The organism is Arthrobacter sp. 2762, from assembly GCF_040548745.1.
Lineage (GTDB): Bacteria > Actinomycetota > Actinomycetes > Actinomycetales > Micrococcaceae > Arthrobacter.
The window spans coordinates 77,253-104,242 of sequence record NZ_JBEPSI010000001.1 but is presented as its reverse complement, the minus strand read 5'-3'; the positions used below and the strand labels follow the sequence as shown (position 1 = coordinate 104,242).

The window sequence follows — 26,990 nt, the reverse complement described above, 5'->3', positions numbered from 1 at the left end:
GGTGGGCTCAAACCTGCCTATTGAGTTGGCTTAGTACCAGTTGTTGGCCAGGTGGAAGGCGAGGGCTGCCGAGGGGGAGCCGTAGCGTTCCTTGATGTAGTTCAGGCCCCACTTGATCTGGGTTTGGTAGTTGGTCTCCCAGTCAGCGCCGGCAGTTGCCATCTTGGAAGCCGGCAGGGACTGCACGATTCCGTAGGCACCACTGGACGCGTTAGTCGCCGTGGTCCGCCAGTTGGATTCCTTCTCCCACAGGGTGTTCAGGGCAGTCATTTCACCCGGACCCCAGCCGTAGTTGGCGAGGATGCTGGCGGCGTATGCCTTGGCAGCAGCGGGATCGTCCACGGCCTTGGGAGCCGCGGCAGCGGCCGCGGCTGCAGCGGCGGCGGCATCGGCAGCCTGCTTGGCGGCTGCATCAGCGGCAGCCTTCTCGGCGGCCTGTGCGGCAGCTGCCTGGTCGGCGGCGGCTTTCTCGGCCGCAGCCTTCTCGGCAGCTGCTTGTGCGGCGGCAGCTTGGTCTGCGGCAGCCCTGTCGGCTGCGCCCTTCTTGGCAGCGGCATCCAAAGAAGCAGAGATTTCCGCTGATTTGTTGCTGATCTGGGCGGTAGCCTGCGTCTCGGACGCCTGGCTCGTTTCGGGGAGATTGAATGCGGCGTTTGCGGCCTGGCCGAGCGATGCGACGCCCAATGCTGCGGCAACGACTCCTGCAACAACGGACATTCGTTGCCCGGTTTTGCCACGGCGTGCAGCGTTCTTCAGAACGGCTTGCGACTTCGTCAGGGGAGCATTGTGTTCGTCACGGTGACGCGCGGAAGGGCGCGTCTGATCGTTGAATTCAGACATGTGTGATTACCTCTCAGCGCCTGCGGAGTTAGCTGTCGGGTTCGGATGAGGTCATCCGGCCGCGCGCGTAGCTGCGGCTTCACCCCAAGGGCAAGGAAAGTACTGTGCCCGGAGACTCTGGGTCCCCCGTCTCTGCCTCGAATGAGAACGGAACTCCGGGAAGTGGCAGAGCTCGGCGCATCCCGGGTGTGGGCCAGTTAGGGGCGACCCACCCTTTCGAAGGTACAGGAGGTTTCGGCTTAAGTCACATTTGGGTAACAGAGATCACGTTCACGGCGCGTCATGTTGCCTGATTCGTTATATGCGTTCTTTCGAAGCTGTGGGGAAGCGAAGAGCGAATTCCGTGCGTCCCGGCTGGGACGTTACTTCCACACTTCCGCCATGCGCCTCGACGATGGATTCGACGATTGACAAGCCCAATCCGGAGGTTCCTTCCGAGCCTGATCTCGCCGCGTCAGCCCGGGCGAAACGCGAGAAAATACGGCCTTGGAACCCAGGAGGAATACCAGGTCCGTTGTCAGTGACCGTAACCACCGCGCAACCGTCCGCGGAAAGCGTGACGCCTGTGACCACCGTGGTACCTGGATCGGTGTGCTTGCGGGCGTTGGACAGCAGATTGGCCAACACCTGATGCAGCTGGGTTGCGTCCCCGCGCACCGTAATGGGCTCGTCAGGGAGTTGGAGCTTCCAGATGTGGTCCGGTGCCATCACCTTTTCGTCGCTGACGGTCTCAATCACCAGCTGCGTCAGGTCCACATCCGTGACCTTCAACGGCTGGCCTTCGTCCAGGCGCGCCAACAGCAACAGGTCCTCCACAAGCGTGGTCATGCGTTCCGACTGGCTCTGGACCCGTGCCAGCGACTTCCTGCCGTCATCCGTGAAGTTCTCCGTCATACGAAGCAGCTCGGTGTATCCGCGGATGGCGGTCAGCGGCGTCCGAAGTTCGTGGGAGGCATCGGCAACGAACTGCCGGACCTTGGTTTCGCTCTCCTGACGGGCTTCCAGGGCCCTGGAAACGTTGTTCAGCATTTGGTTCAAAGCGTGGCCAACGCTGCCCACTTCTGTTCCAGGATGGGAGGCCGACGGCGGTACGCGCACCGCGAGTGCCACCTCACCGGCGTCGAGGGGAAGGCGCGATACTTTGGTTGCAACCTCCGAGAGTTGCTCCAGCGGCCGCATGGTCCTGCGAATGATGACAGTGCCGGCGAGGCCGATCAGCACCAGTCCGCCAAGGGAAACAAACACCATGGTCCATACCAGCGAGGCCTCCGCGTTTTGCTTATCAGCCAACGGCAAGCCCGTCACAATGACGTCGCCGTAGGTGGTCTCAACAGCCACCAGCCGGTAGTCGCCGTTGGACAATGAACGGTCCACAGGCCGGTTGTCGCGGGGGAGTGAGAGCAGGACCTGCTTGTCTTCCGCCGAGAGTGCGACGCGACGGCCGTTTGCATTTAACAGTCCCGAGTTAATGACGGTGGAACCATCGATCCTCGCGTTGAGGGTCCCGGCGCCTTGGCCGCGGGCCTCCAGCGGATCCGGCCGACCACTTGAGGGAAAGTTCGACGGCGGCCTGCCGAAGTCATTCGCGCGGCTTGACGCCTGCTCCAACTGCTTGTCGAGTTGTTTGTTGAAGTACATGTCCATGGAGGCGTAGCTAACCACTCCAACTGCGCCGCAAATGGCAACCAGCAACGCCATCGCCACCAGGACCAACCGCGTGCGCAGATGCCAGGTGGAGGGATTGAGCCAGTTCCGCTGGGTCTTGCGGGTTACTCCTGAAGGGGTGGACAAGATTCAGTCCGCAGGCTTGATGACGTAGCCGGCGCCACGGATGGTGTGGATCATTGGCGGGTGGTTGGCTTCGATTTTCTTGCGCAGGTAGGAAATGTACAGTTCCACGATGTTGGCCTGCCCGCCGAAGTCATAGTCCCAGACGCGGTCCAGGATCTGTGCCTTGCTGACCACGCGCTTGGGGTTCTCCATGAGGTAACGAAGCAGCTCAAACTGCGTTGCCGTGAGCTGGATGTTCTCGCCGGCGCGCGAAACTTCCCGGGTGTCCACGTTCAGGGCGAGATCGCCGACCACCAGTTCCGCCGTATCCATGGCCGCAACGCCCGAACGTTGGACAAGCCTGTGCAGGCGCAGGAGGACCTCCTCCATGCTGAAGGGCTTGGTGACGTAGTCGTCCCCGCCGGCAGCAAGGCCTACGATGCGGTCCTGGACAGCGTCTTTGGCCGTGAGGAACAGCGCGGGCACTTCCGGAGCGAAGGTACGGATCCGGTTGAGGACCTCGACGCCGTCGAATCCTGGAAGCATCACGTCCAGCACCAGCACGTCAGGGCGGAAGTCCTTGGCAAGCTTCACGGCTTCTGGTCCGTCGGCTGCTACCGCGACGGACCAGCCTGCCATGCGAAGGCCCATGCTCATGAGCTCGGAGAGGCTGGGTTCGTCGTCCACCACCAAAGCGCGGATAGGGGATCCGTCCGGATGGGAAAGCTGGGGAAGGTTGTTCGTCATGGAGTGCGGGGATGCCATGTGACAACTCTCCATTCTGCTGGTTTGCCGAAGCTTTGCCGGTCCTGTGAGGACGCTGTGAGGACAACACTAGCCACGTGGGAGTTCGGTGGCAGGTGTCGCAGGAGTGTGGCGTCCATACTGGTCGGTTCTACAGCGTGTAGCAGATTTCGAGGGAAAAATTCGAGCTTGGAGGGGCTTGCGATTGGACAGCAAGTGTTTCAGATCTTGAGATTCCGTCCTTTTGCGCCTGATGGGAATCAGGAAGGGCATCATGCACTATCTGCCGAAGAAAATTCACCATAAGCCGAATATTTCTCATCGCGACCGAATGAAATGACGTTCATTTTCCATGGTGAAAGAATTGTGATCTGCAGCACAATAGACCCTCTTGTCTCAAAATGTGGACGGTTTGGCGGTTTGTTACTTGCGTGTTGCCATTGTTACGTTGCACACTTCCAATGTGAACAAGAACTCAACAGCACCTGCAGCCGCAGCAATCTGGTCCAGCACACCCGCTGGCGACGAGACCCGCTGTTGTCGAATGCAAGCCTAACTTTCCACCCCAAAGAAGTTTCAGGCATTCGCCCCCTAGCCCAGCGTTGGGCGCCCTTCCCCAAACTCATTGCGGGGACAACCAGCATTCGAAGCCGCGATGACGGCTATTCACTTTTGAGGTAATCACTCCATGTCAGTTGCATCCGGTTACGTCCATATCTCCGTCCGAAACGCCAACAAGGCCGCTTCAAACGCAGGGCTCCGCCCCGGCTTCGGCAACCGCCCCGGGTACGCCCCCGCCACTCAGGGCAACGGCCAGCAGGCTCCCGGCTACGTGCCCCAGGGCTACAACCCCAACTCCTACGGCCAGTTGCGGGCAGTTCCCACCAACGAGCCAGCACCCATGACGGCGCCTACTCCCGTCATTGCGCAGTCTGACCGCCTCCGCCCCGTCGCCAACGACAACGTGGCCCGCGGTTTCGTGCTCTACATGGGCATTGACGAAGAGACAGCAGCAGCGGCCGGCACCTCCATTGCCAAGCTTGCCCAGGAAATCCGGGCCTACGCCCAGTCCCTGGTCACCGGGGCTGAGAGCTACGCTGCAGTCGCCGTCGCACCGGCCGGGGCACCCGGGTCCGCACTCGACGTCGTACGTTCAACTTTCGGTGACCCCACAGTCGCCGCCCGCCAGCGCACCGAGGCTGCACGCCCGGCACCGCAGCAGGAAGCCCGCCCCTCCGGCGTGCTGATCGACCTCGCCCGCCGCGAAGTCCACCTCGATGGCGAGTCCCTGAACCTGACGTTCAAGGAGTTCGAGCTCCTCAACTACCTCGTCGAGAACGGCACCCGCACCGTGGGCCGCGACGAATTGCTTGAGGGCCTGTGGCGCAACGCCGAAGAAGTACCGAACGAGCGCACCATCGACGTCCACATCCGCCGCCTCCGCTCCAAGCTGGGTCGCCTTGCCAACACCGTGCGCACCGTACGTGGCCAGGGCTACCGCTTCTACGAGCACCCTGAGGTCATCGTCTGGGCCGCTCCGGAATACTCGATCTAAGTAGCACTGCAGCCGAAAGCGCCTGTCCTGTAAGGGCGGGCGCTTTCGCTTTCGCGGTCACGCGAGCATGTACGGCTATAAGGTTGTTGAATGAGTGACCATCACATCAGGCGCCTGGTGATCATGCGCCACGCCAAGGCGGATTGGCCCATGGGGGTCCCGGACCATGAACGTCCCCTCGAGGAACGCGGACACCGTGAAGCTCCGCTGGCTGGGCGATGGTTGCTCAAGCATGGGGTAGTTCCAGACTTCATTCTGTGCTCGTCTGCGCTGAGGACCCGCCAAACCTGCACGTGGGTGTGCGATGAGTTGGGGGACAAAGCCCCGACACCCAAGCTCGAGGACGGCTTGTACGCCGCCTCGGCAAACCGGATGTTGACCGTGATCAACCACGTCCCGGACACTGTTACCACCTTGATGGTGATCTCGCACATGCCCGGCGTCCAGGACCTGGCCATGCACCTCGCATCGCGCGACTCGGACCATGACGCTTACATGGACGCTGCCACGCGGTACCCAACCAGTGCTTTGACGGTCCTGGAGACTGAGAAGTCATGGGCGGAGCTGGATGGGCAGGACGCCCGTCTGACGCACTTCAAGGTGCCACGCAAGTAGCAACGCATTCGTTTAGCCCCGCACTGGCAGCTCATGCTCTGCCGCCACTTCGCGCAGCAGCCGGACGGCATGCCGGATATTGGGGCTGGCGGTCATGGTCTTTCGATACACGATTCCCACTGCCCGCTGCTGAATGGGGTTGACGACCGGCACTGCAACGACGCCAGGCGGCAGGGGTGGCCTGCCCAGCCGAGGCACAAGCGCCACGGCCATGGCCTGCTCCACCATGGCGATATGGGTGGAGAAATCGGGGTCGTAGACACGGATATCGGGGACCCGCCCAAGCCCGGCGAAGATCTGCAGGAGGGCTTCGTTGCAGATGGCACCCGCCGGCGTACTGACCCAAATTTCGTCCAGTAAGTCTTCACGCTCGACGACGGTCCGTCCAGCGAGTGCGTGCGCGCTGTTAACCAGGACGTCGGCCTGGTCCAGGCAAAGATCCTCGTGTACCAGGTTCTCGGGAATGACCAGCGGCACGGAGTTCCAGTTGTGCACCACGGCCAGCTCAGCCTCGCCTGATGCGACTCGTTGGACGGCCTCACGTGGGTCCTCGGCCAGCACGCTGATTTCAAGTGCAGAATCGGTGGTCCCGATGCGTCCTAGCATTGGCCCCACCAAGCCACGGCAGGCGGTGGAGAATGCCACGAGCCGCAGCAGTCCCGAGGGCTTCGCGGGATCGGCGAGGAGAGTTGCCTGCAGTTCCTCGAGCTCGTCCATGATTCGCCGCCCGTAGCCAGCGAGGGCAAGGCCCCGTTCGGTAAGGAGTACACCACGGCCGTTTCGTTCCAGGACGGCTACCCCCGTTTGCTTCTCCAGCTTCTTGATCTGTTGGGAAACCGCTGACGGACTGTAGCCCATCACATCGGAGGCGGCCACTACCGATCCGTGTTGTTCCACAGCGACCAGAGCACGCAAGGCTGAAATGTCGATCATGAAGTAAATCTACTTGGTTTCATGCTGAATTCAACGCTGGTGCTTAAACCATTCAGGTGCCAGAGTGATTCTTGTGAACCTCCGCCACTCCGCACTCGCCGTCCTTGTCGCTGTCCTCTGGGGCGTAAACTTTGTCGCCATAGACTTGGGCCTCCACGCCAACGGTCGTGATGTCCCGCCGCTGCTCTTCGTCGCCTTCCGATTCCTGCTGGTCGTATTTCCGTTCATCCTGTTCATCCGCAAACCTGACGTGGGCTGGAAGGCGATCATCGGCGTCGGGCTTTTCATGAGTGCCGGTCAATTCGGATTGCTGTACCTGGGCATGGCGCTGGGGATGCCGGCGGGCCTGGCCTCCCTCGTCTTGCAGGCGCAGGTGTTGTTCACGGTGCTGATCGCGGCGCGGTTCCTTGGCGAGAGGCCCAGCCGCAGGCAGATGCTCGGCGTTGTGATCGGCCTCGCGGGTCTGGGCGTGGTCGCTGTGGGGCGCAGCGCCGTGGCGCCTATCCTGCCTCTCATGATCGTGCTGGCCGCGGCGTTGTCCTGGGCGATCGGAAACGTGGTGGCGCGGCACTCGAAAGCGGCGTCGGGGCTTGGCCTGGTGGTCTGGTCCGGGGCGGTGGTGCCGCTCCCTTTGGCGGGATTGTCACTTGTGGTGGACGGGCCGGACACCGTGTGGGCGACCATTACGGACCTCCAAGCGCCCACCATCCTGAGCGCCATCTACACGGCGGTTTTCGCCTCGCTTATTGGGTACGGCATCTGGAACCGGCTGTTGACGCTCTACCCGAGTTCCGACGTCGTGCCTTTCACGCTGCTGGTTCCAGTGGTCGGCATGACGGCTGCCTGGCTGGTCCTGAACGAAATCCCCACGGCGCCCGAAATCACGGGAGGGCTGATCCTGCTCGTCGGAGTCGCAACTGCGGTGCTCGGCGCTTCACGAAAACGTCCGGAAATTCCCGTTGTGAGGCCCGCTCTGCGCCTCTAATCGCCCGCCAGGCACGCAAAGCAGTCCCCACATCGCAGGGTTTGGGGGTCGTTAGCGCTTGGAGGCGGGTTTGCGTTGTGTCGAAACGCCCGACGCCGGACGCTTGGCTGTCGCTGTGGGCGTGCGGGGTGTTGCGGGACGCTTCGCCGAAGAGGCCTTTACGGCGCTCGAAGGACGTGCCGTCGATGTAGTTGGGCGTTTGGCAGGCGCCGCTGGACGTGAGCTGGCAGCTCGTTTAGTTGGCGTTGTGGTTCTTTTGGCCACCGGCGTGGGTTGCCTGGAACCGAACGATGGCACCACCGCCCCGAGGAACAGCACAGCGAGGGTCGCCACCCCAGCCACTGCGGCCAGGTAGAAGTAGATGTCTGAGTCCTCTGTGCTTACGGCACTGCCCATGGCATTGGCGTCCTGGTTGAACGCGAGGCCCCACATGCGCAGGAATGCAATGCTGAAGCCGATGAACAGGCTGGTGCCGGCAGCGCCAAGGAGAACCACGAGGTATCGCCGCCGGTTGAAGACCTGCACTATCGATGCCAAATAGCAGGTCAGCACCGCTCCCAGAAACAGGTACAGGACGAGTTCTTCGAGGACCACGGCTGCGAGCACCAAAAGCCCGAGGGACATAAAAGCGGCTACCACCGCAAGCTTTCCGCTGTTCCCCATGTGACGCATGAGTCTAATCATCGCCGACCAGCGGGCCGCGCCACGCCGTCGTAGATTGCAGTTGGATACCGTTACGGGGCCTGCTCTGCGCCCTGAAAGCAGGTGAAAGCACGCAAAGCAGGCCCCACGACGGGCCGCTCGAACCTACTTGATGACGTATCCGTGCATGATGGTCATGACCGCGGCGACACTCTGTTCCCGGGTACGCTCCGGGTTGTAGGTTTGCCGATCGAGTCCCACCACGAAGATGGCCCCGAAGATGGCCGCCTCCAGGCTGCCGCGGACGATCGACTCGTCCACCTTGTATCCGGAGGCCACTCGTTCCACCGCAGAGCCGATGACGGCGAGGAGCTCTGCCCGGAGTTCGGCGAAGACGGCACTCCACTCGCCGGGCGTCCGCCAGTTTTCACTCACCCAAAGGCGCGCGAAGGATGGGTATTCGTCCATGAATTCCATGGCTTGGCCCACCATGTTTCTCATGGATTCGAGGGGATCGCTGGCTTGGCCTTCAATTGCTTGGAGACGGACCAGCATGATGTCCACGCCATGCCGCAGCAGCTGCGCGATCAGGTCCGATTTGCTGCCGAAGTTGTAATAGACCGTCCCCTTGGAGACGCCGGCCGCGGCCGCGATCTCATCCACGGTGACACCCGCAGCGCCACGTTCGCCAATCAGCTCCATGGACGCTTCGAAGAGGCGCTGCTTGGTGGCGTTGGTGCGCCCGGGGCGCAGCTTCTTTTCGGCGGTTCCTGCGGCGGGCCCTCGCTCTGAAGGGGCTGCCGGTTCGGTGGTGCTCATACTGCGATCTCCGGCTTCAGCGTCTTGAGGGTCCACATCTTGTGTTTGCGGACGGCAAGAGTGGACAGTGCCGCTCCCAGCAAAGTGTATCCAAGCAGGCCCAGAACTGTTGGCCAGATCATGCTGAGTTCCCCGCCGTAGATCAGGTGCCGCATTCCCGTGACCACGTAGCCCATGGGCAGGACTTCGTGCACCACGTGAAGTGGCATGGGAGTGGTCTGCCAGGGGAACGTACCCCCCGAGGACACCAGCTGCAGGACCAGCAGGATCAACACCACGAACTTGCCCGGGGTTCCCATGAGCGCCACGATGCCCTGGATGATCGCGCTGAAGGCCATCACAGCGGCCAGCATGAATAGCCACATGCCTAGGGGGTGGGCGGCGTTCAAACCAAGGCCCAGATTCACCACGAGGGTCAGGATGGTGGCCTGCAGGACCGAGACTACGAAGAACGGAAGCCAGCCACCCACCGCGATTTTCCAAGCGGATGCGTTGGATGCCAGCGCGCGTTGGGTGATGGGGCGCATGGCCTGCACCAGCATGAACACTCCGATCCACAAGGCCAGTGTCAGGAAGAAGGGTGCCAGACCGGCGCCATAAGAACCTGCTTTGGCCTGCGATACGTTGTCCACCGCGACGGGATCGGCGATCACTTTGGACACACTGCTCTTTTGTTCATCGTTCGGGTTGGGGATTTCTCCGGCACCCTTGGCAAGTTCTGTGGCCAGGGTGTGTGAGCCATCAGAGGCCTTCACCGCGCCGGTGGCAAGCTGTCCGGCGCCGTCGTTGAGTTGGTGGGCGCCGTCGTCGAGCTTGAGGGCACCGTCCAGTGCGCTCTGCTGGCCAGCGGCCAGCGCGGACGCCCCGGTTTTCAACTGCCCGGCTCCGGCTGCTGCCTGCGAAATCGCGTCAGTCAACGTTGGTGTGGCTGCGGCAAGCTTCGATGCGCCCGCGCTCACGGCAGCTGAGCCATCGGAGAGCTGCTGGATCTTGGCGGCGTCGCCCGCGATCTTGGCCTTCGCGTCGGTAACCGGGCCGGAGGTTGCAGTGGAGTCGAAATCGGCCAGGACCTTGTCAGCCTGCTCCTGCGTGAGCACGCCAGCACTCACCAGCCGCGCATTGGACTCGACAACGCGATTGCGAAGGCCTTTGTCTGCGGCATCAAGCTGCCCGACGACGTCCTGGACTTTCGCATTCAGCTCGGCGTTCCCGGCGGCTACTTGCGCCGCACCGTCGGCGAGTTTCTTCGAATCGGCAGGCAGGGTGGCAGTTTTGTTCTTCAGCTCAGTGAGGCCCGAGCTCAGCTGGCTCGCGCCGTCATTGAGTTGCACAGCGCCATCGCGGAGTTGCGTTTGACCAGCGACGAGCTGATCGGCGCCGGTGACCAACTGGGTGGTTCCGTCATGCAGCGTTGCAGCGCCATCACTGAGCTGACCCACTCCCGTGGCGAGTTCGGATGCTCCGTCCGCAGCCTTCACGATGGAGGCGTGGATGGTACCGAAGCCTGTGAGGAGCTGATTGGCTGTTTCCTCGCCCACCTCCTTGGCGACCGTTGAATGCACGGCTGTGGTGAGCTTGTCCACGATGGTGCTCAGGAGGTAGTTGTTGGCGTCGTTCGTCGTGACATGGAGCATCGCCTGGTTGGCGGCGTCGAAATTGCCGGGGGAGACCAGGTTGGCGGAGAAGTCCTTCGGGATGCGCAGCGCGAAGGCGTATTCGCCTGAACGGACGCCGGCATCCGCAGCTTCCGGACTGGAAACCTGCTTCCAGTTGAAGACGTGGCCATCCACCAAGCTGTCGGCAACCTTCTTGCCGGCCTGCAGCTCGGTGCCATCCTTGGAGGTTGCCCCCGTGTCCTCCACTACCAATGCGGCGTCGATCTGGTTCAGGTTGCCGTACGGATCCCAGTTGGCGTAGAGATACACCGCGCCGTAGAGCAGCGGCACCATGGTCAGGGCCAGGATGGTCAGCTTGGGCAGGAGCCCGCCGGTCATGCGCTTGAGTTCGGAGCGGGCGAGCCGCAGAACGGTCACTTTGCAGTCCTTTGGAGGTCTTGGAATTCAGGTTCGGATGCTTCGTCTTGAATCTCGCGGGCCGCGATTGGGCTCATTGTCGCTTGCGCGTTCGTTGCCTTTGCCGGCTGGGCGGACACTTCAACGGTTTCCGGTTGCGGCGGGTGGGCGACTGAGTTGCCAATTACCGCAGCAGGGCCAGCCCAGTTGTCCGGGAGGGCACCGACGACGGCGACGACGGCAAGCGGCCGCCCGGCGTCGGACGCCAGTGCCTCAAGTCGGGGCAGCCATGCCGCGGGATCGGCGCTGTGGCGATCGGGGGAGTCGATCACGAGGAGGTCCGTTGCAGGATCTGCCAAAGCGAGGGCAGTCAGGAGCTCGAGCCGGCGGCCGGCGGGAAGCTGTTCAATCCACAAGCCGGCGATGTCCTCAAAGCTGTTGATCTTCAGCCATGGCTTGCTGAGCAGCGCGCCTCGGTAACGGCGGGGGATGAGGGAGAGGTCCTCTGTGACGAGGTCGCGAACACTTAGATGCTGTTCAGGCTCATTGACGCCGGGCGAATCCACCAAGGCGCTCGCCAGCCGGATCTTCTTGGTCTTGCTGTTGTTGTCCCAACTGAGGACGCCGCTGCTGGGTTTCATGCGGCCACTGAGTGCCAAGGCCAAGGCGGTCCGCTGATCCTGGCCTTCGCCAGCCACGAGCAAGAGTTCGCCACGACGGGCCTGGAGTGACGTTGCCGGAAGGAGATCGTCCCGGCGGCCGTTGATCTGGAGTTGCTGTACGGACAGCACAATGAGCCTTTCGCAGAAATGGTGTCTGCTGAAAGTCTAACTGAACTGACTGGTCAGTTCAAATAGCGGTTAGAGGCCGTACTTCTCCAAGAGACGCAACCACACCTCGCTGATGGTGGGATACGACGGAACTGCATGCCACAACCTGTCCAAGGGGACTTCGCCGACGATCGCAATGGTGGCCGAGTGGAGCAGTTCAGCCACCCCGGGGCCGACGAAACTGGCGCCCAGAATGACTTTCCGATCCTCGTCCACCACGATCTGCGCCCACCCTTTGTAATCGGCGGAATAGAGCTGGGATCCGGAGACATCGATGGGCAACTCCACTCCGGTGACATGCTTGCCCTGGAGGAGGGCCTGCTCAAGGCTAGGACCCACCGAGGCCACTTCCGGATCCGTGAACACGACGCTTGGAATGGCGTGCTCGTTGGCAGTGTGCGCCCAGGCGCTCCACGGCCGGGGCGTGCCCTGGAGCTTGCCGTTGGCCCGGGCAACGATGGCATCGCCGGTAGCCCGCGCTTCGTACTTTCCCTGGTGCGTGAGCAACACTTTGCCCGCGGCATCGCCTGCCGCGTACAGCCACAGTCCGCTGGTGCCATCGCTTGCCGGGCCTTCCACCAGCCCACTGGCGTCCGTGGTGAGCCGGAGGGGTTTTCCGTTCTGCGGTTCAACGCCCACATTTTCCAAGCCCAAATTCGCCAACGCTGGATGCCTGCCGGACGCGACCAGGAGTTTGTCAGCCGTGACGGCCCCGCCGTTGAACGTGACTGTCACCGAGCCGTCGTCGTTCTTTTCTACATTGTCCACATCTGTGTGGAGGTGCACTGTTACCCCATCGGCGCGCAGCCCGGCCAGGACCAGATCGGCGGCCTCTTCGGGATAGCTGCTCAGAAGGCGACCACGAGCAATGAGTGTCACCACCGAACCAAGACGGGCAAAAGCCTGGGCCAATTCGACGCCGGCCACTCCGCCTCCGAGCACCGCGAACCGCTGTGGGACGACTTTTGCGGCAGTGGCGCCGCGGGTGGTCCAGAAGGGTACGTCCTTGAGCCCCTCAATATCCGGGATGGTAGGGGTTGAGCCTGTGGCCACAACCACGGCATGGTGCGCTTTGAGCGCGTAGCTGTTGCCGTCGAGCCCGTCCACCTGGACCTCGCGCGGTCCTGTGATGCGCCCCCGCCCACGGATCAGCTCGATGCCCGCACTATCCAGCCATTCGACCTGGCTCCCGTCCTGCCAATTGTTCGTGAACCAGTCCCGGTGCTTCAGGGCCGACTCTGCGTCAATGACTCCGGTAACCGCTTCCGAAGCCCCGGGAATTCCCTGCGCCGCGTGGAGCACGCTGCCTGGCCGAAGGAGTGCTTTGGAGGGGATGCACGCCCAGTACGAGCATTCGCCGCCAACCAGTTCGCTTTCTACAATCACTGCCGTCAGACCGCCACGAACCACCCTGTCCGCCACGTTTTCCCCCACGGCGCCCGCGCCGATCACGATTACGTCGAATTCACGGGAGCTCTCGGCATTCATGGGAGAAGCCTACAACCGGTACCTCTGCGTTTGTGAGGCCCGGTGTTCGTGCTTGGCCCCGGAGGCCGCGGTCCGATTCTCAAGGAATTCCGAAGACATACCTATCAAGGAGGTGGGACATCCGATATTGTATGTTGCGAGTCACTCATTCTGCGGTGGGCATTAAGCTCGCCTCAATATTAACACCGCACTCCTTCTGCATCCGAGGTTCACAGGCCTCTGTGGGAAGGGTGCATCGGCAAGGAGAGCGCCATGACAACTTCCGGTGTCGTTCCGCAAGCGCGGTTCAGTGCACAGGCCCGGCTGCGTGCATTGCAGTCGGACATTATGGAACTCATCCTTGAGCGCGAGCTCGAGGCCGGTGACCCGTTGCCCACGGAGAGCGAACTTTCAGTCGCCCTCGGTGTAGGGCGCAATACGTTGCGTGAGTCCCTGAAAGTGCTGCAGGCCCTGGGTGTGATCGAGATCCGCCATGGCTTCGGCATGTTCGTGGCGCCCAGCAACTTCGATGCCTTGGCTGATGGCCTGACATTCCGGGGCCGGCTTTCCCTCCGGCACCAGGGACTCGAAGCCCTGCAGCTGGTGGACGTGCGGCAGGCCTTGGAGTCCGGGCTGATCGCCTCCTCCATCGATGTGATGACCAAGGAGCAGCTCGCGTCCATCGAGGAATCGGTGAAGCAAATGGAAGAACTCGCCGCTGCCGGCGAGAACTTCGTGGCCGCCGACGCCGAGTTCCACCGCCGACTATTCGAACCCCTTAACAACGAGCTGCTGATCAACCTGATGGGGGTCTTCTGGAAGGTGTACCGGAAGATCCACGTAGAGATCGGCGCCGGTAATGAGGACCTGGCCAAGACAGCCGCGATTCATCGGAACATCTATGCCGCCGTTGCAGCGGGAGACAAGGTGCTCTCGGCCGAGCTGCTCAACCGTCACTTCGACGGCATCCGCCGCCGCATCAGCGAGGCCGTGGGGGAGTAAGCGTCCGCACCAACGGCAAGGGCCGCCGTCGTACTTTTTCGGAAAGTACGACGGCGGCCCTTGCGTTTCAGCGTTCGGCTCACCTGCTGCTGCGGCCACCCATGTAGGTCGCAGCTAAGCGCGTTTTCAGCCCTCAAAACGCGCAGTGCTGCTACTTAGTTGGGCTAACCCGGGCAAAACAAAAGACCCGCACCGGCGAACCGGTGCGGGTCTCTATCTGTGCGCCCAAAGGGATTCGAACCCCTGACCTTCTGTTCCGTAGACAGACGCTCTATCCAGCTGAGCTATGGGCGCATTTCGCGTGATTCTCGGCGGTCTGTTTCTCTGACCCCCTCGAACCTCAATAAACTTTACAGAAGTTCATGTGAAGTTCCAAATCGAAAAGCTGTAATCTACGCAACTAGACCGGTCTATGTGACCTTCCTCACTTAAAACGCGCCTCCTCGAAACTGAAACCGTGAATTCTAGGGGTTTTTTGTTTCCTCCCCACTGGACATCTGACGTCTGACAGGGGATTGGTCTGGTCCGGGACCCCTATCGTTTAGGACACACCACTGAACCCGAGGAAGGGAACCGCAATGGGCGATCTGGCGCGACTGCCGCTGCTTGAGAAGGCACCTACTACGCATGCACGCCTGCTGGCCTGGGTTGAGGAAGTTGCCGAGCTGACTCAGCCGGACCGCATCCACTGGGTTGATGGCAGCGAAGCAGAGAACAAGAAGCTGACCGACGAACTCGTCGAGGCCGGCACCCTGAAGAGGCTGAACCCGGAAACGTTCCCGAATTCCTTCGCGGCGTTCTCTGACCCGGCCGACGTTGCCCGTGTAGAGGAGCAGACCTTCATCTGCTCCGAGAACGAGCGCGACGCTGGCTTTACCAACAACTGGATGGCCCCGGCCGAGATGAAGCAGAAGCTGCGCGGACTGTTCGCCGGCTCCATGCGCGGACGCACCATGTACGTCATTCCGTTCGTCATGGGCCACCTGGATGCAGAGGACCCGAAGTTCGGCGTTGAGATCACTGACTCCGCCTACGTTGTAGCTTCCATGCGGATCATGGCCCGCATTGGCACGGACGTCCTGGACCGCATCACGCAGACCGATGCATTCTTTGTGCCGGCCCTCCACTCGCTGGGCGCACCCCTGGAGCCCGGTCAGGCCGACGTCGCATGGCCGTGCAACACCGACAAATGGATCGTTCACTTCCCCGAAGAGCGCTCCATCTGGTCCTTCGGTTCCGGCTACGGCGGAAACGCGCTGCTTGGCAAGAAGTGCTACGCGCTGCGCATCGCCTCCGTGATGGCCCGCGACGAAGGCTGGCTGGCCGAGCACATGCTCATCCTCAAGCTGACCTCGCCCGAGCAGAAGACCTACTACGTCTCCGCTGCCTTCCCGTCTGCTTGCGGCAAGACCAACCTTGCACTGCTGGATCCCACCATCAAGGGCTGGAAGGTGGAGACCCTCGGTGACGACATCACCTGGATGCGCTTCGGCAAGGAAGGCGAGCTCCGTGCCGTCAACCCCGAAGCCGGCCTGTTCGGCGTCGCTCCCGGCACTGGTTGGGGCACCAACCCCAACGCCATGCGTGCCATCGCCAAGGGCAACAGCATCTTCACCAATGTTGCCCTGACCGATGACGGCGGCGTGTGGTGGGAAGGTATGACCGAGGAAACTCCGGCGCACCTGACCGACTGGCGCGGCGAGTCCTGGACTCCGGACTCCGACGCCCCGGCTGCACACCCGAACTCCCGTTTCTGCACGCCGATCGACCAGATCGACATGCTCGCCGAAGAGTACTTCAGCCCGGACGGCGTGGAGTTGTCCGCCATCCTGTTCGGCGGCCGCCGTAAGACCACCATCCCGCTGGTCACCGAGGCCCGCGACTGGTCCAACGGTATCTTCATGGGTGCCACGCTTTCCTCGGAAACCACCGCTGCTGCAGCTGGCGCCGTAGGCGTTGTCCGCCGCGATCCCATGGCAATGCTGCCGTTCATCGGCTACGACGCAGGCGACTACCTGAACCACTGGGTGAACCTGTCGGCGAAGGCCAACCCGGAGCGACTGCCCAAGATCTTCCTGGTCAACTGGTTCCGTCGTACTGCTGACGGTGGCTTCGCCTGGCCCGGTTTCGGGGACAACGCCCGCGTGCTGAAGTGGGCCATCGAACGGCTCGAAGGCAAGGCAGACGCTGTGGAAACGCCGATCGGTTTCGTTCCGACCGGCGAGTCCATCGACCTTGAAGGCCTGGACATGACCCCGGCCGAGGTTGAGGCGGCCGTCCGCGTCGACGCCGACGAGTGGGAAACGGAACTTGCATCCATCGAGGAATGGTTCGCCAACTTCGGCGAGTCTCTCCCCGCGGCGCTGCAGTCCGAGCTGGACGGCCTCAAGAGCCGTCTGGGCTAGACCTCTTAAGGACAACGGCGTTCTTAAGACGACGGCGGCCCGTCACCTTATTCATCAAAGGTGACGGGCCGCCGTCGTGCTTTTGGCGCTTTACAGGATTTGCGGCTCTGCTTTAGTTTGCGAGCCAGACGTCTGGGCCGAAAACCTCGTAGTGGATCCGGGTGGCGGGAATCCCGGCCTCGATCGCTTCGTCGCGAATCTTCTTCATGAAGGGCAAGGGCCCGCAGAGGTATAGGGAAGCGTCTGCCGGCATGTCGACTTCCCTCAGGGACATGAAGCCTGCCTTGGCGCGGTCTACTTCGTTGCTGGGCTGCGGCGACTCAAGCCAGAGCTGCAGTTCGGCGTCAATGCTTGCGGCGTCTGCGGTCATTTGGCCGCTCAATGCCCAGCTGTCCATGGAGCGTTCGGCGTGCAGGACAAGAACCTGGCGATCAGTGCCCGCCTCAGCCAGAGAACGCAGGATTGAGGCCGTCGGCGTGCACCCGATGCCCGCTGACGCGAGCACAACCGGCCCCTCGCCGTCCTTGAGGGTGATCTCGCCATAGGGGTTGGAGATTTCAAGTACATCGCCAGGCTCGACGGCGGTATGCAGGGCGGTGGACACCTCGCCGCCGTCGTTTAGCTTGGTGGTGAAGATCCGGCTGGCGCCGGCGTCGCCTGACAGTGAATACTGCCGCACTTGGCGCAAGCCGTCAGGGAGGGCGACCATGACGCTTACGTACTGGCCGGGAAGGGCCGGGGTTACCGGAGTGTCGTCGGCAGGTTCCAAGGTGAATGTTATGGCGTCCTTGCCAGCCGGTACCTTGGAAACCACGCGCCACGGCATCCACATCTTGTTGTTCGACTGGGAAGCATAGAGGTCCTTCTCGAGCTTGATCAGGGCGTCTGCCATAAGCCAGTAAACCTCCGTCCACGCCTCAGCGATTTCCGGTGTAATGACGTCCGACAAGTCGGCCGCGATTGCTGCGAAGAGGTGCTCGTAGACCACTCCGTACTGCTCTTCGGCGATGCCCAGTGAGGCGTGCTTGTGGGCGATCCGTGCCAGGACCTTTTCCGGGAGCGTGCCCGGGTTGTTCACCAGATGGGTGGCGAAGGCGGCGATGCTCCCGGCGAGTGCCTGTTGCTGATCACCCGAGCGCTGGTTGGAGCGGCTGAACAGTCCATCGAGCAACTCGGGGTGCGCTGCAAAGAGGCGCTTGTAGAAATCGGCGGTGATGTCACCAATACGCGAGCCGACCAGGGGAAGGGTGGCTTCAATAATGGGGCGGGATTTTTCCGAGAGCATGATTCTCCTGCGGTAGGGGTCCGGTTGGGTCATTCGAACCGGCACAATACAAGCATTTGGAATGCTTATATTTACACCTCAATTTCTACTCCTTGTAGAAAAGATGTGCAAATCCGAACGCGATCCGGCCCGTAGGCCGTCAGGGCAGGGTTGCGGGGGACCTGAATTCGGGCCGGAGGCCTATTGTTTGGAAGACCGGATTCATCTGGCGGGCATGAGGCAGGGATGAGATGACGACGGTGTCGAGCTCACGATAGAACGCTTCGCGGGCCCGGTTCATTGCGCGGCGGAGACCGCACTCTGTGATGAGGGGGCAGTCATGGGTGGGGGACTGGCATTCGGCGGGATCCTGCCGGCTGTCCAAGTGGCGAAGGAGCTGGCCAACCGTGGCTTGGCGACCCGCTTCGTTCAGGCGCGAGCCACCCAAGCGGCCTCGTTCCACGTCAATCAATCCAAGGCTCCGCAACCGGACCATGGCCTTACTGACATGGTTATACGGAGTACCCACGGCGTCCGCAACAGCTTGCGTTGTCAGCAACGTACCCTCAGGGGCGGACGCCAACACCATGACGGCGCGGAGGCTCACATCTGCGAACGCGTTGATTTTCATGGGATCAGCCTACGTAGTCAGGTCTAGTCCACCCAGAGCGAGGGCTCATGGGTGTCAGGCTCAAGGGCGCCGAAGTCGAACCCTTCAGCTGTGTGGACGTATGGGATGACGGCTGCCATGACCCCGCCATCCCGGTGCTCGGCAGTGCCGTGGATGCCATCCGAGCCATGCTCGGGCAGCGCGACATCACTTGCGATGGCCACGGCCCGGTAATCGTTCCGACCCTGGCGAAGTAGTTCCTGGACGTCTGTCAACATTGCCCCCGCGTCAATGTGACCGTCTTCGTCCGGCTCTCCTGGAGAAACCATGACAATCCGCACCTCACCCTCATGTGAGAGCGTGATGCCAAAGGGGAGAAAGCCGCCGTTCTGCAGTATGTGCTCCTGGGCAGTTCCCAGTGCAGTCCCCAGAATCTCCCGGAGTTCACGCTCCTGGACGGTCCCGGTGGAATCGGCGTCGTCGATGGGCTGCTCGCTCATGTTTGCCGGTCCCTATGCCCGGACCAGAGTCAGGACGCGGTCGCGGATTTTTTCCATGGTGGGCAGGTCTTTGGCTTCGGCGTTCAAGCGGAGGAAGGGCTCGGTGTTGGAGGGACGCAGGTTGAACCACCAGCTGCCGTCCTTGGCGCTGAAGGTGCTGCCGTCCATGTGGTCGATCTCGACGTCATCGTTCTGGAAATCGAGGCGGACCCGCTCGATGGCGCCTGCTTTGTCGTCGATCTCGGAGTTGATTTCACCGGAGGAGACGTAGGGCTCGTACTGGCGTCCGAGTTCGGAGAGGGGACCGTCCTGCTCGCCCAGGGCTGCCAGGACATGCATGGCGGCGAGCATTCCGGTGTCCGCGTTCCAGAAATCGCGGAAGTAGAAGTGCGCAGAGTGCTCCCCGCCGAACACAGCACCTTCTTCGGCCATGACGGCTTTGATGAAGGAGTGCCCGACGCGGGTCCTGACTGCCCGGCCGCCGTCCTTGGCCACGAGTTCGGGAACGGCCTTGGACGTGAGCAGGTTGTGGATGATCACTGGGGTCTCTTCCCCGGATGCCTGGGCGCGGGCGATCTCCCTGCGCGCGACCATGCCAGTGATTGCCGATGGGGAGACTGGCTCGCCCTTTTCGTCGATCACGAAGCAGCGGTCAGCGTCGCCGTCGAAGGCAAGGCCGATGTCGGCGCCGTGCTTGATCACGGCGGCCTGGAGGTCACGGAGGTTTTCCGGTTCCAGCGGGTTGGCCGGATGATTCGGGAACGAGCCGTCCAGTTCGAAATAGAGCGGGATGATCTCGAACGGCAGGGCAGGAAGGAGTTTGTTGCCGAGCACTGCCGGGGTGGTCAGCCCGGCCATGCCGTTGCCGGCGTCCACGACGATCTTCAACGGACGGGAACCGGAGAGGTCCACCAGCTGGCGCAGGTATTCGGAGTAGTCCTTCAGTACGTCCCGAACACCGATCTGCCCGCGCGTCGCCGCCGCGGGGATGCTGCCTTCGTTCAGGTATTGCTCGGCGAGGGCCTGGATTTCCTTCAGGCCGCTCTCGGAGGAAATTGGTTGAGCCCCTGCCTTCGCCATTTTGATGCCGTTGTATTCGGCCGGGTTGTGGCTGGCGGTGAATGTGGCACCGGCTGCGTTCAGGGCACCGCAGGCATAGTAGAGCTCGTCTGTGGAGATCAAGTCCAGCAACAGGACGTTGGCGCCGCGCCTGGCAGCACCGTTCGCGAAGGCCTGGCTGAACTCCGGCGAGGACGGGCGCATGTCTCCGCCAACAAGGACGGTTTCACCTTCAAGACCCAAAACGTCGATGAAGGCAGCACCGACCGCCTCGACGATTTCAGCCGTGATGGATTCCCCCACGATGCCCCGGACGTCGTACGCCTTGAAGGAAGCCGAGAGGTCGAAGTTCTTGTTCTGCTCGCTAGTCACGGGCTCAATCCTACTGTGGTAGCGCAATTGAGCATGAACCGGGGAAGCTGCTATGTGGAAAGCCAGTCCCATGGCGAGCCGCTTTCCACATAACCAGGGCCACCGGTTCTGGCTGTCAGGGGCTGCTGGAATACTGGGTCCATGGCCAACAACTCCCCAAATGCCGCTGTTTCTTTGGAATCCCCTACCCGTCAGAGGGCTTTGGCTTGTCTTCGTGAACTTGTGGGGCACCCCGAAGCAGACTTCCATGACGGCCAGTTCGAGGCCATCGAGGCATTGGTGGACGCGGGGCGCCGTGCGTTGGTGGTCCAACGCACGGGTTGGGGAAAATCCGCGGTCTACTTCGTCTCCTCCTTGTTGCTGCGCCAACGGGGTGCGGGTCCCACGCTGATCGTGTCTCCTCTTCTCGCGCTTATGCGGGACCAAGTGGCAGCGGCCGCACGGGCGGGAGTCCGGGCAGTGGCCATCAACTCGGCCAACGCGCTTGAGTGGGATACTGTCCTGGCCCAGTTGGCAGCTGACGAGGTAGACGTTCTCCTGGTGTCGCCGGAGCGCCTCACCAATCCCTCGTTCAGGGAGAACCAGTTGCCCGAGCTGATCCGGAGGACCGGATTGCTCGTTATTGATGAAGCCCACTGCATTTCGGATTGGGGCCACGACTTCAGACCCGATTACCGGCGCATCGCGGATCTCATTTCCCAACTGCCCGAATCGGTTCCAGTCCTCGCCACCACGGCTACCGCCAACTCCCGTGTGGTTCACGATATTGAGGAACAACTCGGCGCCGGAGTGTTGACCATCCGGGGTGCACTGGGCCGCGAGTCGCTGAGGCTCGGCGTTCTCAACTTGCCCGACTCCCGCGATCGGCTGGGCTGGCTGCTGACGCACTTGGCGGACCTCCCTAGCAGCGGAATCATTTACACACTGACCGTCTCAGCCGCAGAGGACACTGCCCGGCTTCTTTCCGAGGCTGGACACAATGTCTTGTCCTATACCGGCCGGACGGATCCTGCCGATCGGGAGCGGGCAGAACAGCTCCTCAAGGACAACCAGGTCAAGGCGCTTGTGGCCACCTCGGCGTTGGGGATGGGATTCGACAAACCGGACCTTGGTTTCGTCATTCACCTCGGAGCGCCGTCCTCGCCGGTCGCCTATTACCAGCAGGTTGGCCGAGCCGGCCGAGGCGCAGCCAACGCCGACGTCCTGTTGCTTCCAGGCTCCGAGGACCGCGAAATATGGCAGTATTTTGCCACCGCATCCATGCCCTCAGCCGAAAAGGCCGACGCCGTCTTGAGGGTGCTTGGTGAGGCGAACACGGCCATGTCCACGGTGGCGCTGGAAGCCCGCGTGGACCTTCGGCGCACGCCTCTGGAACTCCTCCTCAAAGTCCTGGCCGTTGACGGGGCAGTTGAACGCGTGGGTGGCGGTTGGCGGGCTACCGGACGGTCCTGGAGCTACGATGCCGAGCGATACGCGCGTATTGCGGAAGCGCGGGTGGATGAGCAGGATTCCATGGTGATTTACCAGGACACCGCAGGTTGTCGCATGGAGTACATCACCTCGGTGCTCGACGACGAGACCGCCGCCCCTTGCGGCCGTTGTGACAACTGTGCTGGACGCTGGTTCCCAGGGGACATCGCAGCTGCTGCAGTTGATGCAGCAGGCCAGACGCTCCGTCGAGCCGGGATCGCGGTGGAACCGCGGCTTCAGTGGCCCAGCGGGATGGACAAGCTGGGTGTGGGAGTCAAAGGCAAGATCAAGCCGGCCGAAAGCATTTCCGAAGGCCGTGTCCTGGCAAGGCTGACGGACTTGGGCTGGGGTGGTGCGCTCCGCGAGCTCTTTGCCGCCGGGGCACCCGATCGGTCAGTGGACCCCGCTATGCTGCAGGCCTGCGTTCAGGTGCTGCGCGAATGGTCCGGGGCCGACGGCGGAACTTCCTGGAGCGGAGTGGGGCGCCCGGCGGCCGTTGTCAGTATTCCCTCAAGGAGCAAGCCGCAACTTGTGGACTCCCTGGCGCAGGGAATCGCCGGCATAGGGCGGATGCCGTACCTGGGTCAACTGCAGCCAGAGCACGGGGGTCCCACAGGATCACGTGGCGGCAACAGCGCTTACAGGCTCGCGGGAGTATGGGACCGTTTGGCGGTGGGCCCGGAATTGGCACAGTCGCTGGCAGGCATTGGTGACCAGCCAGTGCTCTTGGTGGATGACCTCATCGACAGTCGCTGGACACTGACCGTTGCGGCGAGGGCGCTCAGGCGGTCCGGAGTAGGTGCGGTGCTGCCGCTCGCCCTGGCGCAGGCGGGGTAGCGCGCAGGCTGGGATGCTCAACCGGGGAAACGTTCAACCGGGGTAGTGATTCAACGCGAGGTAGTGCGCTGAAAAGCGTCATGTTGTGAACGCTCCCACTGTGCCTCTATAGGATCGAGCAAACACGCCCGCCTGCTGATGCGGGCCACCAGACAAGACTTGGACCGGAGCCATGAGCACAAACCCGAGCAACACCGACGTCGAAGCGGCCAACGAAACCAGTTGGCGCCCGCGCTTGGCGCTGCTGGTGGCGGCAACGTTCTTCATGGAGTTTCTCGACGGAACTATCCTCACTACCGCCATCCCCAGCATTGCATCCGATTTCCGCGTGGCACCAGCTGACATCAACATCACCATGACTGCCTATTTGGTGACGGTGGCAATGGGCATCCCGTTGAGCAGTTGGCTTGCCGAGCGGTTCGGCGCCCGCAGGATATTCTGCCTGGCGATATCGGTGTTCACTATTGCCTCCCTTCTCTGCGCAGTAAGCACCGACCTGACCATGCTCACGTTGAGCCGTGTGGCGCAGGGGGTGGGCGGCGCCATGATGGTTCCTGTGGGCACCTTGGTGGTTTTGCGGGGCACGCCCAAATCCGACCTTCTCCGTGCCACCGCCTATTTGGTATGGCCAGGCCTGCTTGCCCCGGTTTTGGCTCCGATGGTGGGCGGCGCCCTCACCACCTTCCTGTCGTGGCACTGGATCTTCATCATTAACGTCCCCCTCGGCGTGGCTGCCTTCATTGCGGCACTGAGGTTGGTTCCGCGGACTCAGTTTGATGCCAAACGCCGTCTTGACTGGTTTGGCCTGTTGCTGACTACCTTGGGCGTGGGTTCCCTTGTGGTGGGGCTGGAAACGCTGGGCGGACACGCATCCAATGTGCTGGCTGTTGTGGTGGTGACTGCCGGCGTAGTGTCCCTGGCCGGCGCCGTCTGGTGGATGAGCAAAGCAAGGGTTCCGCTGTTCAACCTCAGCGTATTTGGCACCAGGACTTTCAGGGCGACATCCACCGGCGGATTCATTTACCGCCTGACCATCAGCTCGGTTCCGTTCTTGCTGCCGCTGATGTTTCAGGATGGATTTGGCTGGGATCCATTGAAGGCCGGGGTCATGGTCGCCGCAGTCTTCGTGGGCAACATCGGGATCAAGCCTGCCACCACACCCCTGATAAGGCGCTTCGGGTTCAAGCCGGTCCTCGTCTTTGCATCGTTCGCGTCAGCCGTGACGTTTGCCTTGTGTGCGTTCCTGAATGCCCAGACGCCCGAGCCCCTCATCTTCGCGTTGTTGCTGCTCAGCGGTGCCTTCCGATCCATAGGCTTCTCCGCCTACGCCTCCGTGCAGTATGCCGACATCGTCCCGGGTCAGCTGCCCTCGGCCAACGCCATCTCCGCCACCCTCGTACAGTTGGCGGCTGCGGCGGGTATCGCGGTGGGCGCGTTGTTCCTGAGGCTGTTCGAGACAACGGATGTGCTCGGGGCGGACCACGTGGCGGCCTACAAGGGGGCTTTCATAGCCATGGCTGTCCTCATGCTGGTCAGCACAGTGGACAGCCTGACTCTGCACCGGCACGCTGGCGCGGAAGTCAGCCACGGAGCCAAGCGGGGGTGACCTGGCGCAGCTAACCCCGAAAGCCGGCGTTTGGGGGTCCTGGCTGTTAAACGCAAAAGGTCCCGGTTCGAAAACCGGGACCAATTCGCGGAGACGGGGGGATTTGAACCCCCGGTGGAGTTGTGCCCCACACTTCATTAGCAGTGAAGCCCATTCGGCCGCTCTGGCACGTCTCCATTTGCTATTGCTAGCCCACCAAGGATACGCAGAACGTGCCTTCCAGTGCAAAACCGCCTTCGATCGGCTGCCCGTTTCGATGACTCGCTGCTGGCCGTGCCGTTCGCACGGCCTTGCATGCAGCGGGCCATCGAAACGGAACCTCAGTTGCTCCCGGCCAGCACACGCCACAGGAAGTGGTTGCTTCGGGCTTGCAGTGCGGCTGCCTGCCTGTTGTCCGAGGCGCCGGCATGCCCGCCTTCGAGTGCTTCATGGAACCAGACATTCGGGATACCCATTGCCTGCATCCGCGCGGCCATCTTTCGGGCTTGGACGGGGCCTACCCGATCATCCGAGGTCGCAGTCCAAATGAAGGTTTCGGGGTACTCGACGCCGTCATGAAGCAGGTGGTAGGGGGAGAAGGTACGGATGAACTCCCACTGCTCAGGCACATCGGGGTCCCCGTATTCCGCGATCCATGAATATCCCGCGGAGAGTTTGGTGTAGCGGCGCATGTCCAGCAATGGCACCCCGCAGGACACCGCACCAAACAGTTCGGGGTACTGCGTCAGCATGTTGCCCACCAACAGCCCGCCATTTGAGCCGCCCACGCAACCGAGTCGACGGCGGCTGGTCACGCCGCGGGAGATCAGGTCCTGTGCCACGGCGGCGAAGTCTTCGTAGGCACGGTGCCGCTTTTCCTGCAGCGCTGCCCGGTGCCACGAGGGTCCATATTCACCGCCGCCGCGGATGTTGGCCACAACGTACACACCGCCGCGGGTGTGTGAGCCGGGACCGTCAGCCAAGGCAGCAGCGGAAGTGCGACGCTCCAGCCAAGCCCTGCCAATGGTGCCGCTGTAGGCGGGGGTGCGGGAAACTTCGAATCCGCCATAGCCGGAAAGCTGCGTGGGATTTTGTCCGTCCAGGACCAGGTCCTTGGATGCCACCTGGAAGTAGGGGACTTTGGTCCCATCCGCCGAGACAGCGAAATGCTGCTGGACCTCATAGTCACCATCATTGAAGAACGACGGCGATCGCTTCACCACGGCATGCTGGCTGGTCACGCCCGCGGTCGGGTTGCCGGATGAAGCCACGCCGGATGAAGCCACCTCGCCAGCCGTGAGGGTACCGCGGGTGAGGGTAGTGGGAGTAGTGAAACCGGTGGCGACCAACCAGTAGTCATTTCCCGCGTCGGAAGCAGAGTCGGATTCGTCTTCGTCGTCCACCGCATAGGCATTGACATCGTGAAGCGGCGGGCACGCGTCCAGGACGGTGGCGACCCAGCCGCCGTCGGAATCCACGCGGGAAGGGTCCAGCACCCTGATTTCGGAAGAGACATCGCGCAGGAGGTTGAGCAGCAGATAGTCCTTGGTCCAACTCCACGACTGCAGCGACGTGTGATCATCCGGGGTAAAGAGCACCACAAATTGCCGCGATCCAGCCAAGTAGCCCTCGAGGTCAGCGGCCAGCAAGGAACCGGCCGTGTAGGTAACGCCGGAAACGTCCCAGTCCTTCTGCGGGCGGAACATCAGCCATTCTCGGTGGGCGCTGATGTTCACGTCGGTGGGCACGTCGATTGCGACCCATGAGTCGTCGCGAAGCAGCCATGTATTGCGGTTGTAGAAGTCGATGTAATCTACGGCGAAGGTCCGTTCGAAGCCCGGGGTTGAGTCGTGGGCCACGATGGCCAGCATGTGGTCTTCGGGGATGTCGAAGATCCGCTCTGCCTGGGCGAGGGATTGGCCACGACGCAGCCTCACACCGGTCCGGGCGTACGAGGAGGTGGTTGCAGGCAACCCCTCTGCCGTACTGGAGACCAGCAGTGTGTCTGCATCCAGCCAACTCACGTTGCCTTTTGCCGTGGGCAGATCGAATCCGCCAGCGGCCGGCTCAACAAACGTGCGGGATTCGACGTCGAACTCGCGGTGACGGTTGGCGTCGCCGCCGTCGGGGGACAGCGAAACCATCGCGAAGCGGTACGCGTCCCCGTCCAAAGGACGGAGGAACCCGGCTCCATGGAACACCCATTCGACGCCTTCTGCGGCGGCGAGGGCATCGATGTCCAGCAGTACGTCCCATTCGGGTGCCTCGGAAACGTAGCTCTCCCACGCCGTCCGCCGCCAAAGGCCCTTGGGGTGCTCCTGGTCCTTCCAGAAGTTGTAGTAGTAATCACCGCGCTTGTTCACCATGGCAATCCGGTCCGTCGAATCCAGGACCTCAAGAATGCCGGCTTCAACCGCTGCGTACTCTGCGTCTTCCAGCAAATCCTCGGTTCGCGCGTTTTGTTCGCCGACCCAGGCCAGCTGTTCTTCGCCGTGAATGTCCTCCAACCACACGTTCTCATCCGTGGGTTCGGGCGCAATGGTCGCAGCGTGGCGAGGCCCGGACTTGGTCTCCAGATCCGTGTCGTTGTCAGGAAGGGGCGTCTGATCAGCTTCTGTGATGGTCATCGCCCCATCCAAGCAACACTTTTCAACTGGAAGCAAGTCACGCAGAA

Annotated in this window: 21 protein-coding genes, 2 tRNA genes and 1 riboswitch; of the genes, 7 read left to right on the top strand and 16 right to left on the bottom strand. The window is 62.2% G+C overall.

What is annotated here, in order from left to right; genetic code table 11:
* Positions 1–30 precede the first annotated feature (30 nt).
* From ABIE18_RS00450 to ABIE18_RS00440, 3 genes are all read right to left on the bottom strand, one after another.
* Complete coding sequence (locus ABIE18_RS00450; RefSeq protein ID WP_499720672.1) at positions 31–840, bottom strand: aggregation-promoting factor C-terminal-like domain-containing protein; 810 nt, start codon at positions 838–840, stop codon at positions 31–33.
* A 5-nt stretch (positions 841–845) separates the two neighbouring features.
* Positions 846–1,003: riboswitch (cyclic di-AMP (ydaO/yuaA leader) on the bottom strand.
* 134 nt (positions 1,004–1,137) lie between these two features.
* A complete protein-coding gene (locus ABIE18_RS00445; RefSeq protein WP_499720671.1) occupies positions 1,138–2,631 on the bottom strand; it encodes a sensor histidine kinase in 1,494 nt (497 codons plus the stop codon).
* A gap of 3 nt (positions 2,632–2,634) precedes the next feature.
* On the bottom strand, positions 2,635–3,375 hold the full coding sequence (locus ABIE18_RS00440) for a response regulator transcription factor (protein ID WP_499720670.1): 741 nt from the start codon (positions 3,373–3,375) through the stop codon (positions 2,635–2,637).
* 667 nt (positions 3,376–4,042) lie between these two features.
* Here ABIE18_RS00440 and ABIE18_RS00435 point away from each other — a divergent pair.
* On the top strand, positions 4,043–4,909 hold the full coding sequence (locus ABIE18_RS00435) for a winged helix-turn-helix domain-containing protein (RefSeq protein ID WP_223935847.1): 867 nt from the start codon (positions 4,043–4,045) through the stop codon (positions 4,907–4,909).
* Positions 4,910–4,999: 90 nt separating this feature from the next.
* A complete protein-coding gene (locus ABIE18_RS00430; RefSeq protein ID WP_499720669.1) occupies positions 5,000–5,524 on the top strand; it encodes a SixA phosphatase family protein in 525 nt (174 codons plus the stop codon).
* A 12-nt stretch (positions 5,525–5,536) separates the two neighbouring features.
* On the opposite strand, the gene ABIE18_RS00425 is transcribed toward ABIE18_RS00430, so the two are convergent.
* On the bottom strand, positions 5,537–6,457 hold the full coding sequence (locus ABIE18_RS00425; protein ID WP_499720668.1) for a LysR family transcriptional regulator: 921 nt from the start codon (positions 6,455–6,457) through the stop codon (positions 5,537–5,539).
* 73 nt (positions 6,458–6,530) lie between these two features.
* Here ABIE18_RS00425 and ABIE18_RS00420 point away from each other — a divergent pair, with 73 nt between their 5' ends.
* Positions 6,531–7,442 carry an EamA family transporter gene (locus tag ABIE18_RS00420; protein WP_499721358.1) on the top strand — a complete coding sequence of 304 codons (912 nt, stop codon included), beginning with the start codon at positions 6,531–6,533 and terminating at the stop codon, positions 7,440–7,442.
* A gap of 51 nt (positions 7,443–7,493) precedes the next feature.
* Here ABIE18_RS00420 and ABIE18_RS00415 read toward each other — a convergent pair whose 3' ends face one another.
* The 5 genes from ABIE18_RS00415 to ABIE18_RS00395 form a co-directional block, all read right to left on the bottom strand.
* Positions 7,494–8,105, bottom strand: a complete 612-nt coding sequence (locus tag ABIE18_RS00415; protein ID WP_499720667.1) for a hypothetical protein — start codon at positions 8,103–8,105, stop codon at positions 7,494–7,496.
* Positions 8,106–8,249: 144 nt separating this feature from the next.
* The gene (locus ABIE18_RS00410; RefSeq protein WP_499720666.1) at positions 8,250–8,903 is read right to left on the bottom strand and encodes a TetR/AcrR family transcriptional regulator; all 654 of its coding nucleotides are present in this window, start codon (positions 8,901–8,903) and stop codon (positions 8,250–8,252) included.
* Complete coding sequence (locus tag ABIE18_RS00405) at positions 8,900–10,936, bottom strand: YhgE/Pip family protein (protein WP_499720665.1); 2,037 nt, start codon at positions 10,934–10,936, stop codon at positions 8,900–8,902. Before ABIE18_RS00405 ends, ABIE18_RS00410 begins: the two co-directional genes overlap by 4 nt.
* Complete coding sequence (locus tag ABIE18_RS00400; RefSeq protein WP_499720664.1) at positions 10,933–11,706, bottom strand: P-loop NTPase family protein; 774 nt, start codon at positions 11,704–11,706, stop codon at positions 10,933–10,935. Before ABIE18_RS00400 ends, ABIE18_RS00405 begins: the two co-directional genes overlap by 4 nt.
* A 69-nt stretch (positions 11,707–11,775) precedes the next feature.
* Positions 11,776–13,233, bottom strand: a complete 1,458-nt coding sequence (locus ABIE18_RS00395) for a dihydrolipoyl dehydrogenase family protein (protein ID WP_499720663.1) — start codon at positions 13,231–13,233, stop codon at positions 11,776–11,778.
* A gap of 252 nt (positions 13,234–13,485) precedes the next feature.
* Between ABIE18_RS00395 and ABIE18_RS00390 the strand changes: the two genes are divergently transcribed.
* Positions 13,486–14,214, top strand: a complete 729-nt coding sequence (locus tag ABIE18_RS00390) for a FadR/GntR family transcriptional regulator (RefSeq protein WP_477514371.1) — start codon at positions 13,486–13,488, stop codon at positions 14,212–14,214.
* A gap of 220 nt (positions 14,215–14,434) precedes the next feature.
* On the opposite strand, the gene ABIE18_RS00385 is transcribed toward ABIE18_RS00390, so the two are convergent.
* Positions 14,435–14,508, bottom strand: a tRNA-Arg gene (locus ABIE18_RS00385).
* 284 nt (positions 14,509–14,792) lie between these two features.
* On the opposite strand from ABIE18_RS00385, the gene ABIE18_RS00380 reads away from it, so the two are divergent.
* On the top strand, positions 14,793–16,619 hold the full coding sequence (locus ABIE18_RS00380; RefSeq protein ID WP_499720662.1) for a phosphoenolpyruvate carboxykinase (GTP): 1,827 nt from the start codon (positions 14,793–14,795) through the stop codon (positions 16,617–16,619).
* 112 nt (positions 16,620–16,731) lie between these two features.
* On the opposite strand, the gene ABIE18_RS00375 is transcribed toward ABIE18_RS00380, so the two are convergent.
* The 4 genes from ABIE18_RS00375 to ABIE18_RS00360 all read right to left on the bottom strand — a co-directional run bounded on the left by ABIE18_RS00375 (position 16,732) and on the right by ABIE18_RS00360 (position 20,424).
* Positions 16,732–17,904 (bottom strand): globin domain-containing protein, encoded by a 1,173-nt coding sequence (locus tag ABIE18_RS00375; RefSeq protein WP_499720661.1) that lies wholly within the window; start codon positions 17,902–17,904, stop codon positions 16,732–16,734.
* 139 nt (positions 17,905–18,043) lie between these two features.
* Positions 18,044–18,514: an RrF2 family transcriptional regulator gene (locus tag ABIE18_RS00370; protein ID WP_499720660.1), complete on the bottom strand. Its 471-nt coding sequence runs from the start codon at positions 18,512–18,514 to the stop codon at positions 18,044–18,046.
* A 23-nt stretch (positions 18,515–18,537) separates the two neighbouring features.
* Positions 18,538–18,993, bottom strand: coding sequence for a hypothetical protein (locus tag ABIE18_RS00365; protein WP_499720659.1), 456 nt, complete (start codon positions 18,991–18,993; stop codon positions 18,538–18,540).
* 12 nt (positions 18,994–19,005) lie between these two features.
* The gene (locus ABIE18_RS00360) at positions 19,006–20,424 is read right to left on the bottom strand and encodes a phosphomannomutase/phosphoglucomutase (RefSeq protein WP_499720658.1); all 1,419 of its coding nucleotides are present in this window, start codon (positions 20,422–20,424) and stop codon (positions 19,006–19,008) included.
* A gap of 141 nt (positions 20,425–20,565) precedes the next feature.
* Here ABIE18_RS00360 and ABIE18_RS00355 point away from each other — a divergent pair, with 141 nt between their 5' ends.
* Together ABIE18_RS00355 and ABIE18_RS00350 are read left to right on the top strand one after the other, a co-directional pair.
* On the top strand, positions 20,566–22,731 hold the full coding sequence (locus tag ABIE18_RS00355; protein WP_499720657.1) for a RecQ family ATP-dependent DNA helicase: 2,166 nt from the start codon (positions 20,566–20,568) through the stop codon (positions 22,729–22,731).
* A 172-nt stretch (positions 22,732–22,903) separates the two neighbouring features.
* On the top strand, positions 22,904–24,337 hold the full coding sequence (locus ABIE18_RS00350) for an MFS transporter (protein WP_499720656.1): 1,434 nt from the start codon (positions 22,904–22,906) through the stop codon (positions 24,335–24,337).
* Positions 24,338–24,425: 88 nt separating this feature from the next.
* On the opposite strand, the gene ABIE18_RS00345 is transcribed toward ABIE18_RS00350, so the two are convergent.
* Positions 24,426–24,513: transfer RNA gene (locus ABIE18_RS00345), tRNA-Ser, on the bottom strand.
* 144 nt (positions 24,514–24,657) lie between these two features.
* A complete protein-coding gene (locus ABIE18_RS00340; RefSeq protein ID WP_499720655.1) occupies positions 24,658–26,943 on the bottom strand; it encodes a prolyl oligopeptidase family serine peptidase in 2,286 nt (761 codons plus the stop codon).
* Positions 26,944–26,990 lie beyond the last annotated feature (47 nt).